This window comes from Salegentibacter sediminis (assembly GCF_002078605.1).
GTDB classification, from domain to species: domain Bacteria; phylum Bacteroidota; class Bacteroidia; order Flavobacteriales; family Flavobacteriaceae; genus Salegentibacter; species Salegentibacter sediminis.
In genome coordinates this window covers 131,379-151,424 of record NZ_MSJR01000008.1, presented here as the reverse complement: position 1 = coordinate 151,424, position 20,046 = coordinate 131,379, and the positions used below count along the sequence as shown (strand labels likewise).

Here is a 20,046-nt window from a genome sequence, read left to right as displayed (position 1 = left end):
TCAAGGCTCTTTTTTTTCTATTTCTCAATTTTAACGGCTATAATTTTCCATGTATACTTTTTGTAAAGGTGACTTTTTACCTATCATAATAATTTGTTAATAGATTGCAGTAACAAATTCAAATAATTATTCCAATGAAGAAATTTTTATGTTCAATACTGCTCCTGTTCGGCGGATTTTTCTCGATGCAGGCACAGACCTTTACAGTAGAAGGTAATGTGACCGATGAGAACGGGATGCCCCTTTTAGGAGTTAATGTACTTGTAAAAGGAGAAAGCCGGGGAACTACAACCGATTTTGACGGTAACTTTTCCATAAGTGAGGTAAGTGAAGAGAACGTGCTTGTCGTATCTTATGTAGGTTTTCAAACGATGGAAGTTCCCGTAACCGGAGATTCCTTTCTAAATATCGTTCTTAACACCGACGCTGGTGCCCTCGAAGAGGTAGTGGTGATTGGGTATGGAACTCAGCAGCGAAAGGATATCACCGGCGCTGTATCAGTAGTATCAGGTGAAACCATTGAAGAGATGAAGCCTATCAGGCTGGAACAGGCCCTGCAGGGTACTGCCGCCGGGGTAAATGTTACTCCTTCTTCTGGTGCCCCGGGAGCCGGGATCAACATCAACATTCGTGGGGTGGCCTCAAACAGTGTTAACGGCCCCTTAGTTCTTATAGATGGATACCAGGGAGATTTGGGAACTCTTAACCCTAATGATGTGGAGTCTATCTCTATCCTTAAAGATGCCCAGGCTGCCATTTATGGTATTGCCGGTGCAAATGGGGTGGTGCTTATCACTACCAAAGGAGGTAAAAAAGAAATGGCACCTACCGTACAGTATGATTCTTATGTAGGGATGCAGGAAACTTCCCGTAAGCTTCCTTTGCTTAATGCTACCGAATATGCTTTGCTTTTAAATGAAAGCTACGCTAATAACGGGCAGGCACTGCCTTATCCAAATGTAAGTGAGCTGGGAGAAGGAACAGATTTCCAGGATGAAGTATTTGATACTGCGCCTATCATAAACCATAACGTGACCCTTAGTGGAGGCTCAGAAAAGGTAACCTACTCGGTAGGTGCTTCGCATCTGAACCAGGAGGGGATTATTGGCGCTGATAAGTCTGATTTTCAAAGAAATACTGCCAGGTTTAATTTAGGGATAGATATTTCAGATGAATTCAAATTACAAGCTAATTCCATTTACACCAGTATAGATCGTCGCTCTATCAATGAGAACGGACTCGGGTCTGTGTTGTTTAACGCTTTGAACATCGCGCCTACTTTTGCTATCGATCAGGAAGACCGCGACGGATTTTTGGGTAATGAAATCATTAACCCGCTTTCCCAAATAGAAAATACTTTTAACGATTATAACCTGAATAAATTTAACGGGTCATTCAGTCTGGAATTTACTCCAATAGAAGAGCTGACATTTACTTCGCGTATTGGTTACAATCTTAGTAACAGCAAAGGAAAAGATTTTGCGCCTATTGTAGATTACGGTTCAGGGAAAGTGTTTAATGTACCAAGAAGTACGGTAAACCAAAACAGGATCAACGACAACTCTTATACTTACGACCTTTTTGGTACTTACGAAAACACCTTTGACGAGGATCACCATGTTACCGGTACAGCCGGGATGACCGTGATTCGGGACTGGGGGGACGGCTTGTTTGCTACCGGTTTTGATGTACCCAACAATTTCTGGGAATTTGCCGATATCAGTCTTACTACCGGAACCAATGATGGAAAAAACAACGGTTCTTATAAGTATGATGTCCGCAAGCTTTCTTTCTTCGGAAGATTACAATATGACTATCAGGGAAAATACCTGGTCTCAGGGATGCTTCGTAGAGACTCTTCTACGAGATTCAGTCCTAAAAACCGTGTGGGTACTTTTCCATCCTTTACTGCCGGATGGATCCTTTCAGAGGAAGATTTCTTAGCTTCTTCAGAAGTGATCTCTTTCCTGAAACTAAGAGGAAGTTTTGGGGTGCTTGGTAATGATGAAGCAGGAGGCGCCGAGTTTTATCGTTCGCTCCTGGATGGAGAGGCCACTTATGTTCTTGACGGCAACCTTGTTAACGGAACAGCAATGGGAAGGATAGCCAACCCACTTTCAGGATGGGAGGAATCTGAAAAAACCAACATCGGGATGGATCTTCGCTTATGGGATGGCCAGGTAGAGATAGAAGCCGACGTTTTTAGGGAAGACCGTAAAGATCTTTTGGTTTCAGGAATACCTGTATCAGGAATTCATGGAGGAGGAGCGCCGGGTTCCGGCTCACCAACCATTAATGCCGGTACCACCCGGAATGAAGGTTTGGAATTCGCCATCAAATACCGCAATTATATAAGTGACGACTTCAACTTTAATTTGAGCTATAATGCCACTTTCCTTAAGAATGAGGTAACGGCTATAAACGGTGTGGATTTCATTCCCGGAGGACAGTTTGGTGTAGGGCAACCACAGCCTTCGCGTTTTGAACCTGGCTTCCCTATGGGATATTTCTACGGTTACAAAACCGACGGAATCTTCCAGAACCAGGCTGAGGTGGATGCACATCCTTCTCAAAAAGACCTGGGTGCTGATGCCGCTCCCGGTGATTTGAGATACGTAGACCTGGATGGAGACGGAGTAATTACTCCCGATGACCGAACTAATATTGGGGATCCTATACCGGACGCCACTATGGGATTAAATATAAATGTAAATTATAAGAATTTCGATTTCACGGCTTATACCTACGCTTCTTTAGGAAATGATATGGTAAGAAACTACGAAAGAAGTCAGCCGAATGTAAACCGACACGCCTATGTATTGGAAAGATGGAGAGGTGAGGGAACCAGCACAGAAGTGCCAAGACTTACTTCCGGGGCGACCTCAAACAGGGTGCTTTCAGAGTTTTACGTAGAGGATGCCTCTTATGTGAGAATTCAGAATGTACAGTTGGGATATACTTTGCCTGAAACTTTTGTTTCTTCAGTAGGGATTCAATCATTGAGATTTTATGCGGCGGTAAATAACCTGTATACGTTTACTGATTACAAGGGATTTGATCCTGCTGCTTCAACCGGAGCACCTATCGGCGGAGGAATCGATTTTGGTTTCTACCCTGTTCCACGTATTTATATGGCCGGACTAAACTTAAAATTCTAAAATATTGAGCGATGAAAATATATAGTTTAAAAATTAAATCCGTTCTTCTGCTGCTGGCCGTGATCACATTCACCGGCTGTAGTGAGGATTATCTGGATAAGACCGAGGAGTATACCATAGACTCGGAGAATTATTTCAATTCTGAAGATGATTATTATAACGCCCTTATAGGAGTTTATGATATCCTTCAATCTACTTATGTAAATGTGCTGCTGGGCGAGATCGCTTCAGATAATACTCTTAGCGGCGGAGAAAGTGCTACCGATGTTATTGGTTTCCAACAGGTAGATGAAATGTCACACACCCCCATTAATGACAACCTGGATGATATCTGGGATTGGAATTTTGCGGGAGTTCAACGTGCCAACTACATCCTGGAATTTCAGGATAAAACCGATTTTGAAGGTAAGGAAACAATAATAGCTGAAACCAAATTCCTGAGAGCTTATTTCACTTTTGAATTGATGAAATGGTTTGGTCCTATTCCAATCAAAGGAGATGAGCGTTTTGTGCTTGGTGATGAGCAATCTATCCCAAGGGCTTCAAGAGAAGAGGTTTATACCCAAATCGAAAACGATCTTCAGTTTGCTATAGATAACCTTGATTACATAGCTCCTGAAACTGGACGTGCAACCAAAGGCGCTGCAATGGCTCTTAAAGGTAAGGTGCACCTGTACCAGGAAGAATTTGATGCTGCTGCAAACGTGTTAACCACCTTGATCGATAACGGGCCTTATGCCCTTTCAGATTTTGAAACGCTTTTTGAACAAGAAGGTGAAAATAATGAAGAATCAGTTTTTGAAGTTCAATATAGTGGAGAAGAAGGTGCCGGGTTTGATTGTCTTCAGTGTAGTGAAGGGAACGTAGCAGTAGGATTCCAGGGAATAAGAAACTATAGTGGACCATTGTTTGAGTCAGGCTTTAGCTTTAATGTACCTACCCAGGAAGCTTATGATATGTTTTCTGATAACGATATCAGGAAAGATTTATCAATCCTGGATATAGAAGCCTGGGCCGATCAGTATGATGTTGCCTATACCGAAGGGTATAAGCATACCGGATATTTCAATAGGAAATATCTTCCGCGGAAAAATAACAATATGGGAGATGCAAACCTTACCCAGCCTAATAACTACCGTGCGATTCGCTATGCTGACGTGTTGTTAATGGCTGCCGAGGCACATAACCGTAAGCCTAACCCAAACGATCAGCTTGCTCAGGAATACCTGAATATGGTTAGAGAAAGAGCAGGTTTAAGAGAAGTAGAGAATTCAGGCGATCCCCTTACAGAAATTATCTATCAGGAGAGAAGAAAAGAATTAGTAGGAGAAGGACACCGTTTCTTTGACCTGGTAAGAACCGGCAGGGCGGCAGCTAATATAGAAGGATTTACTGTAGGAAAAAACGAAGTATTTCCTATTCCGCTGGAAGAAATAGAATTTTCTCAGGGTAACTGGGAGCAAAACCCCGGATACTAAAAAATAATGATTATGAAAAAATATTATAAAATAATTTTTGCCTTACTGCTCACCATGCCTTTTGTAAGCTGTGAGAGTGATGACGATTCCCTGGTAGACCTAAACCAGATTGAGGCCCCAGCCGAATTAGGAGCTACCTTCCAGATCACTCAAGACAATTCAGGTCTTGTGACTGTTACTCCTAAGGGGGAAAGTGCTAATATGTTTAGTGTTGATTTTGGAGATGAAAGTGATGTTGCTTCAGGAATCAGGCCGGGAGAAAGCGTAGATCATGTCTATGCTGAAGGGGATTATGAGGTAGAAATCACCGGAACCAATTTAAATGGAGTTTCGGCAACAGGAGTACAGCCTTTAACGGTTTCTTTCCGTCAACCTGAAAATCTGGAGGTCACTATTACCAAGGATCCTGATGGGTATTCTGTTTCTGTGTCTGCAGCAGCAGATTATGCCGCAATGTTTGAGGTCTACTTTGGTGAGGTAGAAGATGAGGAACCTACGCCTTTGATGGTTGGGGAAACTATTACTTACACTTATTCAGATACCGGTACTTATAATATACGGGTTGTCGCTTTAAGTGGTGGTGCAGAAACGGTTGAATACAAAGAAACTGTAGAAAGAACAGGTCCCGTTCCTGCTCCTACTCCCAATAAATTACCTGAAAGCGTTATCTCCTTATTCAGTGATGTTTATACTGATGTACCAGTAGATATGTGGATCACTGACTGGTCTGAAGCTGAACTTGAAGAAACAGATATTGATGGAAATGAAATCAAGGTATATTCTAATTTGAATTATGTTGGAGTTATAACTGAAAGTACTCAGATTGATGCAACCAGCATGACTCATTTCCGTACCGATATTTTCACTCTTGATGCAGAAACCTTCAGAGTAAAACTTGTAGACTTCGGGCCTGATGGAGAATATCAGGGTGGTGACGATGTTGAGCATGAAATAGAGATAGAGGCTCCCGCACAAGGTGAATGGGTGACTTTAGATATACCTTTAGAAGACTTCACAGGATTAACAACCAGAGCACATATCTCGCAAATAGTATATTCAGCAGCACCTGCGGGTGAAACCACTGTACTTGTTGATAATGTATTCTTCTATGATGAGAGTGTACAGGTACCAACTTCGCCGGTAATTGCTGCTCCAACCCCAATTCATGTAGATGAGGATGTAAAGTCGATATTTAGTGATAAGTTTTCAGATCCTGAAAGTGTGAATTATTATCCAGATTGGGGTCAATCAACAACCTATGAAGTGGTCTCTATAAATGGAAATGAAGCGATTAAATATGGCAATGCAAATTATCAGGGAATTGCTATTGGTGAGAATATAGATGTAACCGCATTTGAAACTGTTCACATTGATGTTTGGTCTGGAGATTATTCTTCAATTCCATTCTTCCTTATTTCTTCTGGTTCAGGAGAAAAAAGTGTAAACCTTAATGTAACTCCAAATCAATGGAACAGCATTGAAATTCCCTTATCTGAATTTACCAGTCAGGATCTTGATATAAGCGATATTTTTCAGTTCAAGTTTGACGTAGGAGCTGCGCCTGGTGGAACATTTTATATTGATAATCTTTACTTTTCTAAAGAGAGTAATGCAACTACCGTCACATTACCGGTAAGTTTTGAAAATTCGTCTTTGGCCTATTCTCTTATTCCTTTTGAAGGCGCAGAAACTGTAATAGAAGCGAATCCGGTCCCTGGAGGTATAAACCCTAGTAGTACGGTGGTTAAGTTCACTAAAACTGTTGATTCTCAACCTTGGGCAGGAGCCACACTCGAACTTGAGGAGTCTATAGACTTTTCATCTACTACGAAAATTAGTGTGAAAGTATATTCTCCTAAAGCCGGGATTCCTGTTTTGTTGAAGCTTGAAAACAGCGATGATAACAGTATCAAAAGTGAGGTGTCTGTAATGACCACAAAGGAAAATCAATGGGAAGAACTAGTCTTTGATTTCTCGACAGTAGGAATAGATACTACGCAGGAGTATGGAAAAGTTATCATATTCTTTGAATATCCTACAGATGAAGGTCTACGTGGAGATGGAACAGTTTACTATTACGATGATATTCAACTGAAAAATTAAAATAGATATATAATGAAAAATATAATTAACACAGGTCTTGTAGCATTGTCGCTGGTATTTGCCAGCGCATGCTCCAATGACGATTACGATATCGGCGAAATAAGCGCCCCAACCGATCTCCAGGTAGAAACTACTGTGGTGGGTCAATCTGAGGATATGCCCGAGGGAGATGGTAGTGGCCAGGTGATCTTCAACGCGAGTGCAGAGGGCGCTATGACCTATAAATACGTTTTTGAAAATGGAAGTACAGAAACTACTGCTAGTGGAGAATACACCCATCAGTTTTCTGAAACCGGTACAAAAACCTATATGGTTACCGTAATAGCTTATGGACCGGGTGGTACTGCTACTTCAACAATTGTAGATGTGGAGGTACTTGTTACTTATTCGCCACCAGCCGATCTTCTTGAGAAGTTAGTTGGAGATGGTGCGAAAGAATGGCGAATCAAAGCGGAAGCTGCCGGTCACTTTGGTCTTGGTCCTGTAGGTGGAAATATTCCTACCGAATGGTATGGTGCAGGTCCAAATGAAAAAGCCGGGGTTGGAATGTATGACGATCGGTATATCTTCGAGGAAGATGGAACTTTTGTTCATATCACCAATGCCACTAATGATGATGAGAACGTAGACCCATCAGGAACTGTATTCGGAAGAGCCCCATTGGTTGACCAATTAGGAGTTAGCTGTGATTGTGAAACGGAGGGTGCGGATGTCCTTAATATCCCTTACGATGATTATACTGAAAACTGGTCAATCTCGGCTCCTGGAGGTAAGGAAACTATTAATCTTACCGGATTAGGATTCATTGGCTATTACATTGGTGGGGATCACCGATATGAAATATTCGATCGTTCGGGTACCGATGAGTTAATCCTTAGATCTACCGATGGGAACGGAGAATTCGACTGGTGGTTTATCCTTACTTCTGGCGATGGAGCCGAAGAAGAACCTGAAGAGGAATTTCAGTCAGAGTACGATGAATTACTTTGGGAAGCCGATTTTGATACCGATGGCGATCTTGACACTTCCATCTGGAACTTCGAAACCGGAAACAATGATGGCTGGGGTAACCAGGAGGCTCAATACTACACCGAAGATAACGCGGTGATAAGTGGTGGTAATCTTGTGATTACCGCCAAGGCCGAAGATATCGAAGGTTTTGATTATTCTTCTTCAAGAATAACCACCAAAGATAATTTTGAATTTACCTACGGAAGGGTAGAAGCCAGAGCCAAATTGCCGGAAGGCGCTGGCACCTGGCCGGCGATCTGGATGCTGGGCTCCGACTTTGATGAAGTGGGATGGCCGCAAACCGGAGAAATCGATATTATGGAGCATGCAGGGAACGAGCAGGACCTTATTCACGGAACCCTTCACTATGAAGGAAGATCTGGTGGTGATGCCGATGGCAATACTATTATGGTCGATGGTGTGAGTGATGAATTCCACACCTATACTATGGAGTGGTCTGATAAGAGAATTGTCTTCCTTGTAGACGGTGAGGTTTATCACACCTATGAGAACACCCCCGATTCCCCCTTTAATAAAGATTTCTTCCTTATCCTGAACGTAGCGATGGGCGGAACTTTTGGAGGCGATATTGACCCTGATTTCGCAGAATCATCGATGGAGGTAGATTACATCAGGGTATTTCAATAAAATCTGGAGAATTAGCCAGTAAATCTGGTTGCCAAATGAACCTGGGCACCCCCGGGAAATTTCGGGGGTGATACCGGGCTCATAGTCAATTAACTGAAGGATTTCAAACTTTGAAATCTTTCAGGATGGGTAACCTATAAAATTTAACAAGATGAAAAATATTCACCTGATTGTCCTTTTCCTCTTCGGAAGCCTTATGGTTACGGGACAAAATTCAGAAATACCCAGCTCGGTGAAAAATGTAGAAACCAAAGTGGATTCTGTGTTGGCACTTATGACCCTGGAGGAAAAAGTGGGCCAGTTGGTACAATATAACGGGAGTTGGGACCTTACGGGACCTGCTTCAGAGATGAACAATAAAGAAAAAGAAGATAATATCAAAAATGGCCGCGTAGGCTCTATGCTGAATGTCCTTTCAGTGGAGGCCACCGCGGAAGCACAGCGGCTTGCGATGGAAAATTCGCGACTCAAGATTCCTATGATGTTTGGTTATGACGTGATTCATGGCTATAAGACCATGTTTCCGGTTCCTCTGGGAGAAACTGCCAGCTGGGACCTGGAGGCCATGGAAGAATCGGCCCGCATCGCCGCATTAGAATCTGTTGCCGATGGTGTAAACTGGACCTTTTCTCCAATGATAGATGTTTCCCGTGATGCCCGCTGGGGTAGAATTATGGAAAGCTCGGGGGAAGACCCATATTTAACCGCACAGGTTGCCGTAGCCAAAGTAAAAGGTTACCAGGGCAATGACCTTGCCGACGAAAAGACTATTGCCGCAACGGCAAAACATTTTGCAGGTTACGGTTTTGCCGAAGCCGGTAGAGATTATAATACGGTGCACGTAGGTGAAAATGAACTTCATAATACCATCCTTCCTCCTTTTAAAGCTGCGGCCAAAGCCGGGGTGGCAACTTTTATGAATGCCTTTAATGATCTTGATGGCACCCCTGCTACGGGGCATAAGGTACTTCAAAGAGATATATTAAAAGGAGACTGGAATTGGGATGGTCTTGTAGTTTCAGACTGGGGCTCTATTATTGAAATGGTAGACCACGGTTTTGCCAGAGATAAAAAACATGCCGCAGAAATTGCCTTAAATGCTGGAAGTGACGTAGACATGGAAGGCGGGGCTTATGAATCCAGCCTTGTTGACCTGGTAGAAGAAGGGAAAGTTAGCCTGGAAGATATTGATGACGCGGTAAGAAGAGTGCTTAGAGTTAAATTCAAAATGGGACTTTTTGAAGATCCTTACCGATATTCAAATCCTGATATGGCCACTAAGGTTCCCTATGAGGAACACAGAGCGGCAGCCCGGGATATTGCAAAGAAATCTATCGTTCTTTTAAAGAATGAAAATGAGCTATTGCCATTGAAATCTTCAGTTAAGAATATTGCGGTTATCGGCCCACTGGCAAACGATAAGGATACCCCAATAGGAAACTGGAGAGCACAGGGAGAAGCCAATTCGGCGGTTTCTGTTTTAGAAGGAATAAAAAATGCAGTTGGAGATGATGTAAAAGTCACTTATGCCAAAGGTGCAGACCTGGGGGTTGGGGAAAGAAGTTTCCTAATGCCTTTGAAGATTAATACTACTGACAGATCAGGTTTTGAAGAAGCTATAACTACTGCTGCTGAAGCCGACCTTGTTGTAATGGCTCTTGGAGAGGACGCATTCCAATCGGGGGAAGGCAGAAGCCAGGTGAATATTGGTCTTGCCGGACTTCAAGAGGAATTGCTTAAGGAGATCCACAAGGTGAATAAAAATATAGTGTTGGTTCTTATCAACGGTAGACCTTTGGAAATCAACTGGGCCTCACAAAATGTTCCTGCCATAGCCGTTGCCTGGCAACTGGGCTCTGAGAGCGGGAATGCAATCGCCGATGTTCTCTTCGGAAAATATAATCCTTCAGGAAAACTACCTGTATCCTTCCCAAGAGCGGTAGGGCAGGAGCCGCTGTATTACAATCAGAAGAATACCGGGCGCCCATCAAGTGAGGAGCACGTGACCTATTCGGCTTATACCGATGAGAGAAATGACGCGCTTTATCCTTTTGGCTTTGGACTTAGCTACACCGATTTTGAGTACGGAGCCCTGGAGCTTTCTTCTGAAGAAATGGAAATGAATGGAAGTATAAGAGCAAGTATTAATCTCACTAACACCGGCGATGTAGAAGGGAAGGAAATCGTGCAATTATATATTCGCGATCTTGTGGCCAGTACCACCCGGCCTGTAAAAGAACTTAAAGGTTTTGAGGCGGTGACACTTGCTCCAGGAGAAAGTAAACGCATTGACTTTACCATAGATGAAGAAATGCTGAAGTTCTATAATGCCAATGACAAGTGGGAAGCAGAAGCCGGAGATTTTGAAGTACTTATTGGCGGTAATTCCCGTGATCTGCAAAAAGCAGGTTTCACTTTAAAGGAAAGCAAGGTGGTTTTTGAAGATCATTTTGAGGGGGAAGAACTGAACATGGAAAACTGGAATTACGAAGAAGGTGATGGTTGTCCCAATCTTTGTGGATGGGGAAATAATGAACGCCAGGGCTATTACCGCGAATTTGTAAAAGTAGAAGATGGAAAACTTATTATTACGGCTGTAAAAGAAGGCGATAAGTATTTCTCTGGAAAGATCAATACCAAGGATAAGGTTGAGTTTAAGTATGGTAGCGTTGAAGTACGCGCCAAACTTCCTGCCGGCCATGGTCTTTGGCCGGCGATCTGGATGTTAGGCAATAACATTGAGGAAGTGGGCTGGCCTGCTTCGGGAGAGATAGATATTATGGAGTTTGTGGGCCGCCAGCCGGACACGCTGCATAATGCTTTGCACACCCCGGCGAGTCACGGAGAGACCGAGAATATTAAAAGCACTCCTGTTCCGGGAATCACAGAAGATTTCCAGGTTTTCAGAATGGACTGGAGTGAGGATGCCATCGAATTCTTTATCAACGATGAAAAAACCTATACCTTCTCTCCGGAAGTTAAGAATGAAGAAACTTACCCTTATAATCATCCGTTCTATTTGCTGCTAAACCTGGCTATAGGTGGGAATTTTGGAGGGCCCGAGGTGGATGATTCCATCTTCCCTGCAGAATTTATAATCGACTATGTGAAGGTTACTAAATAAAAACAGGTCAATAACTGAATTTTTTTGACTTTTACCCTGCAGACTCTGGTTTGCAGGGTTTTTTATTTTGGAAAAAGCTTTTTCTAAGCGGTGTCCTAAGGCCTGGAGCCATTATTTTTGTGTGGACAGACTATTATTTTTCCCCATACACCGGAGTTATAAAATCCCCGGCAAGAAAATTTTTCGGGTCAATCATACTCTGTAAAATCACCCCTTTTTTATTCGATTCCAGAATTATCTGTGCACATTGCAGCAAACCGGCTGCGGTAGTGGTTTGGATGGCTCTTAATTTATGTCTTCCTACCTGCAGGGGTAGGATGCGTTTGGATATCTCCCGTCTTTGCAGGATTCCCGTTTCATCTTTTCCCTCTACCGCGGCATAAAGGATAATCTGGTCGTCCTCTATGCTGGGAATCACTTTCTGCATTATTTTCTGTAAATCTTTTACCGCTTCAGGTCCTTTTCCGGTTTTCTCCAGTTGAGTCTCCACCCAGGCGTAATGCCCGGGATGCCTTAAGGTTTTATAATTAAGACTACCTACCTTACCGCCCAGGGTGTCGGGTAGATCTGCCGCACCACCCGAGGTGAGATCCTCTTCATAGGGGAGCCCGTCTATAATGATTTTTTTGCGTTCCGAGAGGGATGGGAGACTGGTCTTTTTATAATCACGGAGCACCAGGGCCTTGTTTAAATATTCGGTCGCTACCCCTACCGGGCTCCAGGTGAAGCCGTAATAATGCGGGGATACTGCATTTTTAGTGAGTGCACCTACTTTGAATTCCAGTTTGTCAACTTTCTCTACTTCAAAATCTTTGCAGAAATCATAAAAAAGATCCATCGCCAGGATATTGATATATCCCGGGGCAAGTCCGCTTTGCAGCACAAAACCGGAATTTGCATTGCTGGCCAGGTCTATAATCTGTTCGGTCTCGGCAACATATTCGGTTAGATTTACGTAATGAAGACCGTAATCCTTCGCGAGTCTGGCAATTCTTGGCGCCTGGCTACCGGGCAGGCAATCCAGGATGATCTCTGATTTTTTCAGAATGGCAATCATTCCTTCGGTTACTTTTTCTTCCGGAAGATGGAAGGCCTCTAATTCACAGTTTTTTGTGGTTCCCTCTTTAACCCATGTGACTAACTCCTGAGCCTTAACAAGCGTACGATTTCCTATGTAAATGGAGGGAGTAATCCCGCTCCATTCTGCCAGAAGTAGGGCTGCAGCTTCAGCAATTCCACCGGCCCCGGCTATAATGATGTTATAATGCTTTTTCATAGTCATAATTTACGAATTTTAATATTCGAGGATACATTCTGATGCCATATTATAAATTCGCACCTCTTTTTCGTCCTAAAAAATACTATATTCATCTAATGAAACTGAAGCCTGAAACCCTCGAAGATCTGATTTCGTTCCGGAAGTCGCTCCATGCGAATCCTGAAGTCTCGGGTGATGAAAGTTCAACCGCGGCAAGCTTAGCCACTCACCTACAGAATTTAAAGCCAACCCACATCCTAAGGGGGCGGGATTGCCATGGACTTATAGCGGTTTTCGACAGTGGAAACCCCGGAAAAACCATTGTATTCAGGGCAGAACTGGATGCTTTACCAATTACCGAGACCAGCGATTTTCAACATAAATCTCTGGTGGAAGGAGTTTCCCATAAATGCGGGCATGACGGGCATTCCACAATTCTGCTGGGGCTTGCGCACTGTCTAATGGAACATCCGCCTGAAAAGGGGAAAGTGGTCTTATTGTTCCAGCCCGCAGAAGAAACAGGAGAGGGTGCCGCGGCCATGCTAAAGGAAAGTTTTTTTCAGGAACTGAAGCCTGATCTTATTTTTGGTCTTCATAATTTGCCGGGTTACCCTATGCACCAACTGCTGATAAAAGATGGGGCCTTTACTGCCTCGGTGAGCAGCCTGGTTATTAAACTCAAAGGAAAAACTGCCCATGCCGCCGAGCCCGAAAACGGAATCAATCCGGCACAGGCTGTGGCAGAGATCCTATTGCAGATGCAACTTTGGTCTGATAACCGGCCCGAAGAAGATGAATTTCAACTCATTACTCCTGTTCACGTAGAACTTGGCAGTATAGCCTATGGAGTTTCGGCCGGGGCCGCAGAACTGCGTTTTACCCTACGCACCTGGACGCAGTCCCAAATGCAGGGATTGCAAGATCAGATAAAGGAATTTCTAAAGCGAATAAAAGATGCCCATCAGTTGGGTGTTGATTTTTATTATACCGAAGAGTTCAAGGCCACTCATAACCTTCCTGAAGCAGTGAATTCTATCAGATTAGCAGGGATGCAGCTGGGATTAAATCTAAAAGAGAGGGAGCAGCCCTTTAAATGGGGGGAAGATTTCGGGCTTTTTACTCAGCATTTCAAAGGTGCTTTCTTTGGTCTGGGAGCAGGTGAGAACCAACCGGCCCTTCATCATCCCGATTATGATTTCCCTGATGAGATTATCCCTACCGGAATTTCAATTTTCTATGAAATTTACCGGCAGCATTTGGGACCCTAAACAAAGCTACCTGCTTAAGAGCTTTCCGAAGAAGATTATAAAAAATCTGTGAATTTTTCAGTAAATTTAAGGGGAGTTCCTGATGTACTTACCTGGAAATTAATTAACAGCTTAGGACTATGGTGATGAAATGGTCTTTAAACCTTGGGCGCATTGCCGGGATAAAAGTCTCGGTACACTGGACCTTTTTAATCCTTCTGGTATGGATCTTTATTCTGCATTATCGGACTGAACAAAACCTGATGCAGGGGCTTCTGGGCGTGGTTTTTATTCTGGCCCTTTTCTTATGCGTCACGCTTCACGAATTTGGCCACGCTTTAACGGCCAAAAGATTCGGCATTAACACAAAAAGTATAAGCCTTTTGCCTATTGGTGGTCTAGCCCGACTTGAGAAATTCCCTGAAAAACCTATGCAGGAACTTTTGGTAGCCATTGCCGGGCCCCTGGTGAACCTAGTGATAGGTGTTTTTATCCTTCTGGCTCTTTTGGCCATTAATAGTTTTCCGTCATTTTCAGAACCGCTTGACCTTATGACTCTCAGTGGGGTGGGGTTCTGGTACAACCTGCTTTTTGCTAATATGGTCCTGGCGATTTTCAATCTTATTCCGGCTTTTCCTATGGATGGGGGCAGGATCCTGCGGGCCCTGTTGCTGTTTAAGTTTGAGCGTGGGAAGGCTACAAAGATCGCGGCTGGGATAGGACAGGTTTTAGCTATCGGGTTTGTCTTTTTGGGATTATACGCCAATATTTTCCTGGTATTTATAGGGATTTTCATCTATTTGGGCGCCGGGGCCGAAGCTGAAATGGAAATGACCAAAACTTCCCTTACGGGTTACAAAGTTAAGGATATACTCATGAAACAGTTTGCCAGCCTTAGTTCGCAGGACAATCTAGGAAAAGCCGTGGAACTTCTTCTTGACGGGCAAGCTCACGACTTTGTGATCGTGGAAGACGGAAAGGTGCTGGGAATACTAAGCCGGAATGACCTGATAAAAGGCTTATCAGAAAAAGGCAATTCTACTCTGGTCACTGAGGCGATGCAAACCGATTTCCTGATCCTGGATCCCGGAATGCCCCTGCAGGAGGTATATCAACAAATTTTGGTGCAAAAGGTTTCGGTTGCGCCGGTAGTTCAAAACGGTGAGCTGCTGGGAATAATAGACAAGGAAAATATCTATGAGTTTATCCTCGTTAATGAGGCGATAGGAAAGCAACTGGATATGAAAGAGCTTAAAGCGAGATATGAAATCCCTGAGAAGTTTTCCTGAATTCGTTTGCCAGTTGTCTAATGTGGGTCCCGATAGCTCCCTGGATTAATTCTCGCTTTAAGTGAGGTTTGTTTATTAGTGAATCTATATAATGCCCCTGCCTTCTAACTTTTTTTAGCCACTTCTTTTACTCTTTCTACAGAATCTGCCTTAGAAAGTGAAAGCCTTATGGTGCTGTCTTCGGTGGCTGTTAGGTCATGAGGTATACTGGCTTCTAAAGATACCAGGTCACCTTTTTCAAGATGATGGATTTTGCCATTAACCCCGAAAGAGACTTTGCCTTCGAAGATTTCTACCATGATCGGATAGGAGGTTTTATGTTCTTTCATTACCTGGCCTTTCTTCATCAGGATACGTATTTCTTTGCTGCTATCGGTGTCCAGCAGAATTTCTACGGCCGATTTGGAATCATTGTAATTAAGGTTTTTGGAAAGGGATGCGCTTTTCATTCTTCAGGTTTTAAATTGATTATACTTTTGAAGATACAAAAAAGCATCGGCAAAGAAAACGATAAGCTTTTCCAAATATGATTGTGCTCATATTTTAATGCCTGTTGATTGCTCACCTTTATCCGCTTAAAATTATTTGAGTTATGAATACATTATCCCCGCACCAGTTCCATATCCCTGTAATGGGTATTGCTTTTACTATCGATTCTCCCGTTAAGGTCGCCGCTTTTGGTATAAGCTCGGCGCTTTCCATTATTGAAGATAACCTTATCGAGACCATGCGAAAATATTATTACCAGAACACCGGGGAAACCTATGTGCCGATTTCGAATAAGGAAGAGAATTATCGCTCCCGTCGTATCACCGATTACCTGGATTTGGTTAACAGGAATGTTCAGAAACGCCTGGAAAAAATCAGAAACTCTGCCTTTGAGACGGGATCAGATTTGGTTAAATATTTTGAGATGTTGCCAGAAAACTCTGGTTTGAAGGAAAAATATCATGAGTTTATTAAAACAGGAGACGCAGAGTTGAAAAGGACTTTGGAGAAGCTACTGCGGAAAGAGGTTAAGGCAGGCGCTATTGAGGTGAATATAATGACCAAAGTAGATAAGAACAATTTTGATAAATCTGGGGAGCCTATCGCTAACGGTTCCGATGCACTTGAGGCTTTAAAGGCTTATGCACAAAGCAGTTTGGATAATTCGGCCGTGATCTTTTCGGCGGGGATGAATCCAAGACTTTACAATTATCTGGAAGATTTCAGGGAATTTGACGCTACGGCCTGGGGAAGCTTCAGCAAAAGGATTGTAATTAAGGTGAGCGATTACCGCTCAGCACTAATCCAGGGGAAATACCTGGCCAAAAAAGGCATTTGGGTGAGTGAATTCAGAATAGAATCAGGCCTGAATTGTGGTGGACACGCTTTCGCCACCCAGGGCTTATTGCTGGGACCTATCCTGGAAGAATTCAGCAGTAAAAGAGATGAATTGGCTGAGGAGCTTTTCAGTATTTATAATCCTGCCATCAGGGCGAAGGGACAGGCTGGTTTTGAGAAACCACATCCAATAAAAATTACCGTGCAGGGCGGGATAGGGACTGCTGAAGAGGCCAGGTTTCTGCAGAAAAACTACGGGGTGGACAGTACCGGATGGGGCACGCCATTTTTATTATGTCCCGAAGCGACCACTGTTGATGATAAGACCCTTGATCTCCTTAGCAAAGCAGGAGAGAAGGATGTGGTTTTGAGTAAGAATTCTCCTTTGGGGGTTCGTTTCAATTATCTTAAAGGAACCAGCGCCGAAAAGGAAAAGCTGGATCGAATAAAAAAGGCTAAGCCCGGAAGCCCCTGTACCGAAAAATACCTGGTTTCTAATACCGAATTCACCAGTGAACCTATTTGTACGGCATCTACGAAATATCAGAAGCTAAAGATAAAGCAGCTGGAGGGGGCGGGATTACCGGAGCAGGAATTGAAAAAACAACTCGACGAAGTGTTGACCAAAGAGTGTCTTTGTATTGGTTTGAGCAACGCTGCACCGGTGATTTATAAAGAACCTTTCCTGAAAAAACTGGAAGCGGTGACCATTTGTCCGGGACCAAATATCGCTAATTACTCAAAGATCGCTTCCCTACAGGAAATGACCGATCATATTTACGGAAGAAAAGACCTGCTTAGCAATAAAGACAGGCCACATATGTTTATCAAAGAGCTGGATCTGTACCTGGATTATTTTCAGGAAGAGCTAAACGAGACTAAAAATCCCGATAAGAAAAGTAAACGGAATCAGAATAATTTTTCTAAAAGTTTGCAGGAAGGTATCGCTTATTACCGGACATTGCTTGAGGACAATTCCTTCCCTAACGGATTTGAAGCTTCTCTGGATAAAGCTGAAAGCAGGCTGGAAGAAATGCTGGTCTCTTCGTAGTATGAGCTTAAGGCTTGTGGTACGTCGATGCCAATCTGAGTGTCTTTGATAAGACGATGGTATTTCCAAAGCTCTATTTTGAGTTAGGAGTCCCGGTGAAAACCGGGACCAATTTACTATGTTGAGAGAGTTTATTTTTTTTTAGCTATTTAAGTTTTTCCAAACTTTGCTAGCTCCTTTTAGGATTAGCAAAACGACAAATCCAACCACCAGGCCAATTAGAAACTCAACGAGAATCCCGGGGAGCGTTTCAAAAAGACCGTGAAAGAAATCGATATTATGTACAAAAATCCCTCCGGACACCAGGAGTAAGGCTATGGTCCCAATTACGGTAAGACTTTTAATAACCTTGGGCAGCGCATTAACCAGAAAATGACCCATTTTATTGGAAAAGCTTTTTTCATTTTCATTTAATTCGATAAGCTTAAGGCCGTAGTCATCCATTCTAACTATAAGAGCTACAATGCCGTAAACTCCTACGGTGGCAATAACAGCGATAATTGTAACTACAATAATTTTAGTAAGCAGGTCCTGGTTTTCAACGCTGCTAAGCGCTATGATCACAATTTCTACAGAAAGAATAAAGTCGGTGAGAATGGCAGATTTGATTTTCTCTTTTTCTCTACTTAGAATTTCCTCTTTAGAAAGTTTTTCGAGATTAGTTGTTTCGGCTTTAGGAGAATGTGGAAAAAAATATTCAAATATCTTTTCAGCGCCTTCGTAGGCCAGATAAAGTCCGCCGATTACTAAAATAAGCGTAATGATCACAGGAAAGAAAGCACTTAGTAAAAATGCCAGCGGCAGGATAATCAGTTTATTCAGGAAGGAGCCTTTGGTAATGGCCCAGAGCACCGGCAGTTCCCGGTTAGACATAAACCCGGAAGCTTTTTCAGCATTTACGGCGAGATCGTCACCTAAGAGTCCCGCGGTTTTCTTTCCCGCGACTTTACTCATCGTTGCCACATCGTCCATTAAAGTTGCAATATCATCCAGAAGGGCAAATAATCCTGAGGCCATAATTGATTAAGTTTTTAAAGGACAAGATAAGTTTTTTGCCCGAAGAATTTAGGTCTATTTTGAGTCTTGATTAGCGATCTTTACTCGTTGTTTCCCAGCGGCATTTTAAAGGTAAACCGGGTTTGTTTATCGGTAGAACTCACCAGCATTTCCCCGCCATGAGCGCGGGCGATTTCAGCGGTGATAAAAAGTCCAAGGCCCAGACCTTGTTTCCCCGGTTTAACATCCTCCCGGTAAAAGGGTCGAAAAAGATGTTTTTTAGCTGAATCAGGAATCTTTTCCCCAGCATTGGAAACAGATAGTGTGAATTCTCCGTTTTTCGAAGAGGCAATGGCCCGGATAGGATGCTCTTCAGATCCATGGAGAGCAGCATTGGCCAGCAGATTTGAAAACAATTGGGCAATCCTGTTTTCATCACAATCTACAGCTTCCTGCAAATCCATGTCTAATTCGATATTGCGGCCGGGAGAAATAACATCTACTTCTTTCACAATTTGCTCCAGGGTTTTTTGTAAAGTCTCCTGGCAGGGCTTACGTTCTATTTTAATCCCTTCACCCAGGCGGCCTCGCGCAAAATCTAAAATATTTTCTATAAGCCCGGCCATTCTAAAGCTGGTGCTTTTAATTATTCCGGCATGGCGCTTCACCATTTCACTATCTGAAACTTTAAGTAGTAGATCGGCACTCATACGGGTAGTAGCAATGGGGTTTTTAAGGTCGTGACCCAGGATGGCGATAAATTGCTCCCGCAGTTCTGAGTTATATTTTTCTTCAGCCAGTTCGTCAGCCGAATCCTGGATTTCTTCGATGGCATTTAAATGAAAAGAGATAAGATCGGAAAACAAGCGAAACATGCTTTCAACTTCCGGGGTTTCTACTTTTGCCGGGTTAGGATCTATAGCACATAAGGTCCCGAAAAAGCTACCATCCTCCCTGAAAATAGGGTAGGAAACATAACTCTGAAATCCGTATTTAATAGGGGTGGGGTGGCTGCAAAAACGCTGATTCTCGTCCACATGATCAATAAATACAGCCTTCTCGCTCAATCTAACTTCATGACAAATAGTGGTTTTAACATCCAATTCGTCTCCGGGCTTTAAACCAAAGGCAATTTCATCTTTTAGGGCGCAGGTGATCCAGGCATCATCGGTAACCCGGGCGATGGCTGCAAAACCCATTCCTGTGGTACTGCATATTAGATCCAGTAATTTAGATACAATTGGTGTCTGGTTTAAGTTTTCAATTTCGCTTAATTGATCTTTGCTGAGGTGCACTTTATTATTGATAGGACGCTTGCTTCAAGGTTAATTTTCAAAAATAATAAAAATAAACAAAT

12 protein-coding genes are annotated in these 20,046 nt (G+C 43.1%); 8 read left to right on the top strand and 4 right to left on the bottom strand.

The window, feature by feature from the left end:
• Window positions 1–134 precede the first annotated feature (134 nt).
• From BUW93_RS12285 to bglX, 5 genes are all read left to right on the top strand, one after another.
• Window positions 135–3,158: a SusC/RagA family TonB-linked outer membrane protein gene (locus BUW93_RS12285; protein WP_081212022.1), complete on the top strand. Its 3,024-nt coding sequence runs from the start codon at window positions 135–137 to the stop codon at window positions 3,156–3,158.
• 11 nt (window positions 3,159–3,169) lie between these two features.
• Window positions 3,170–4,636, top strand: coding sequence for a RagB/SusD family nutrient uptake outer membrane protein (locus tag BUW93_RS12280; RefSeq protein WP_081212021.1), 1,467 nt, complete (start codon window positions 3,170–3,172; stop codon window positions 4,634–4,636).
• A 12-nt stretch (window positions 4,637–4,648) separates the two neighbouring features.
• A complete protein-coding gene (locus tag BUW93_RS12275) occupies window positions 4,649–6,739 on the top strand; it encodes a hypothetical protein (RefSeq protein WP_157893320.1) in 2,091 nt (696 codons plus the stop codon).
• A 12-nt stretch (window positions 6,740–6,751) separates the two neighbouring features.
• Window positions 6,752–8,398, top strand: coding sequence for a glycoside hydrolase family 16 protein (locus tag BUW93_RS12270; protein ID WP_081212019.1), 1,647 nt, complete (start codon window positions 6,752–6,754; stop codon window positions 8,396–8,398).
• Window positions 8,399–8,549: 151 nt separating this feature from the next.
• On the top strand, window positions 8,550–11,522 hold the full coding sequence (bglX, locus tag BUW93_RS12265) for a beta-glucosidase BglX (RefSeq protein WP_081212018.1): 2,973 nt from the start codon (window positions 8,550–8,552) through the stop codon (window positions 11,520–11,522).
• Window positions 11,523–11,655: 133 nt separating this feature from the next.
• Here bglX and BUW93_RS12260 read toward each other — a convergent pair whose 3' ends face one another.
• On the bottom strand, window positions 11,656–12,804 hold the full coding sequence (locus tag BUW93_RS12260) for a saccharopine dehydrogenase family protein (RefSeq protein ID WP_317042199.1): 1,149 nt from the start codon (window positions 12,802–12,804) through the stop codon (window positions 11,656–11,658).
• A gap of 92 nt (window positions 12,805–12,896) precedes the next feature.
• On the opposite strand from BUW93_RS12260, the gene BUW93_RS12255 reads away from it, so the two are divergent.
• Both BUW93_RS12255 and BUW93_RS12250 read left to right on the top strand, forming a co-directional pair.
• On the top strand, window positions 12,897–14,048 hold the full coding sequence (locus BUW93_RS12255; RefSeq protein ID WP_081212016.1) for an amidohydrolase: 1,152 nt from the start codon (window positions 12,897–12,899) through the stop codon (window positions 14,046–14,048).
• A 119-nt stretch (window positions 14,049–14,167) separates the two neighbouring features.
• Window positions 14,168–15,316, top strand: coding sequence for a site-2 protease family protein (locus BUW93_RS12250; protein WP_081212015.1), 1,149 nt, complete (start codon window positions 14,168–14,170; stop codon window positions 15,314–15,316).
• 104 nt (window positions 15,317–15,420) lie between these two features.
• On the opposite strand, the gene BUW93_RS12245 is transcribed toward BUW93_RS12250, so the two are convergent.
• The gene (locus BUW93_RS12245) at window positions 15,421–15,765 is read right to left on the bottom strand and encodes a cupin domain-containing protein (RefSeq protein ID WP_081212014.1); all 345 of its coding nucleotides are present in this window, start codon (window positions 15,763–15,765) and stop codon (window positions 15,421–15,423) included.
• Window positions 15,766–15,908: 143 nt separating this feature from the next.
• Here BUW93_RS12245 and BUW93_RS12240 point away from each other — a divergent pair, with 143 nt between their 5' ends.
• Window positions 15,909–17,693: a hypothetical protein gene (locus BUW93_RS12240; RefSeq protein ID WP_081212013.1), complete on the top strand. Its 1,785-nt coding sequence runs from the start codon at window positions 15,909–15,911 to the stop codon at window positions 17,691–17,693.
• A 141-nt stretch (window positions 17,694–17,834) separates the two neighbouring features.
• On the opposite strand, the gene BUW93_RS12235 is transcribed toward BUW93_RS12240, so the two are convergent.
• Both BUW93_RS12235 and BUW93_RS12230 read right to left on the bottom strand, forming a co-directional pair.
• A complete protein-coding gene (locus BUW93_RS12235) occupies window positions 17,835–18,710 on the bottom strand; it encodes a DUF808 domain-containing protein (protein WP_081212012.1) in 876 nt (291 codons plus the stop codon).
• Between the two features lie 80 nt (window positions 18,711–18,790).
• Window positions 18,791–19,984: a sensor histidine kinase gene (locus BUW93_RS12230; RefSeq protein ID WP_198537012.1), complete on the bottom strand. Its 1,194-nt coding sequence runs from the start codon at window positions 19,982–19,984 to the stop codon at window positions 18,791–18,793.
• Window positions 19,985–20,046: the final 62 nt, after the last annotated feature.

Bases quoted from the DNA above. Each gene is read 5' to 3' on its own strand.
- BUW93_RS12280 (WP_081212021.1), top strand. From the start codon at position 3,170: ATGAAAATATATAGTTTAAAAATTAAATCCGTTCTTCTGCTGCTGGCC.
- BUW93_RS12255 (WP_081212016.1), top strand. From the start codon at position 12,897: ATGAAACTGAAGCCTGAAACCCTCGAAGATCTGATTTCGTTCCGGAAG.
- BUW93_RS12270 (WP_081212019.1), top strand. From the start codon at position 6,752: ATGAAAAATATAATTAACACAGGTCTTGTAGCATTGTCGCTGGTATTT.
- BUW93_RS12245 (WP_081212014.1), bottom strand. From the start codon at position 15,765: ATGAAAAGCGCATCCCTTTCCAAAAACCTTAATTACAATGATTCCAAA.
- BUW93_RS12250 (WP_081212015.1), top strand. From the start codon at position 14,168: ATGGTGATGAAATGGTCTTTAAACCTTGGGCGCATTGCCGGGATAAAA.
- BUW93_RS12235 (WP_081212012.1), bottom strand. From the start codon at position 18,710: ATGGCCTCAGGATTATTTGCCCTTCTGGATGATATTGCAACTTTAATG.
- BUW93_RS12240 (WP_081212013.1), top strand. From the start codon at position 15,909: ATGAATACATTATCCCCGCACCAGTTCCATATCCCTGTAATGGGTATT.
- BUW93_RS12275 (WP_157893320.1), top strand. From the start codon at position 4,649: ATGAAAAAATATTATAAAATAATTTTTGCCTTACTGCTCACCATGCCT.
- BUW93_RS12260 (WP_317042199.1), bottom strand. From the start codon at position 12,804: ATGACTATGAAAAAGCATTATAACATCATTATAGCCGGGGCCGGTGGA.
- bglX (WP_081212018.1), top strand. From the start codon at position 8,550: ATGAAAAATATTCACCTGATTGTCCTTTTCCTCTTCGGAAGCCTTATG.
- BUW93_RS12285 (WP_081212022.1), top strand. From the start codon at position 135: ATGAAGAAATTTTTATGTTCAATACTGCTCCTGTTCGGCGGATTTTTC.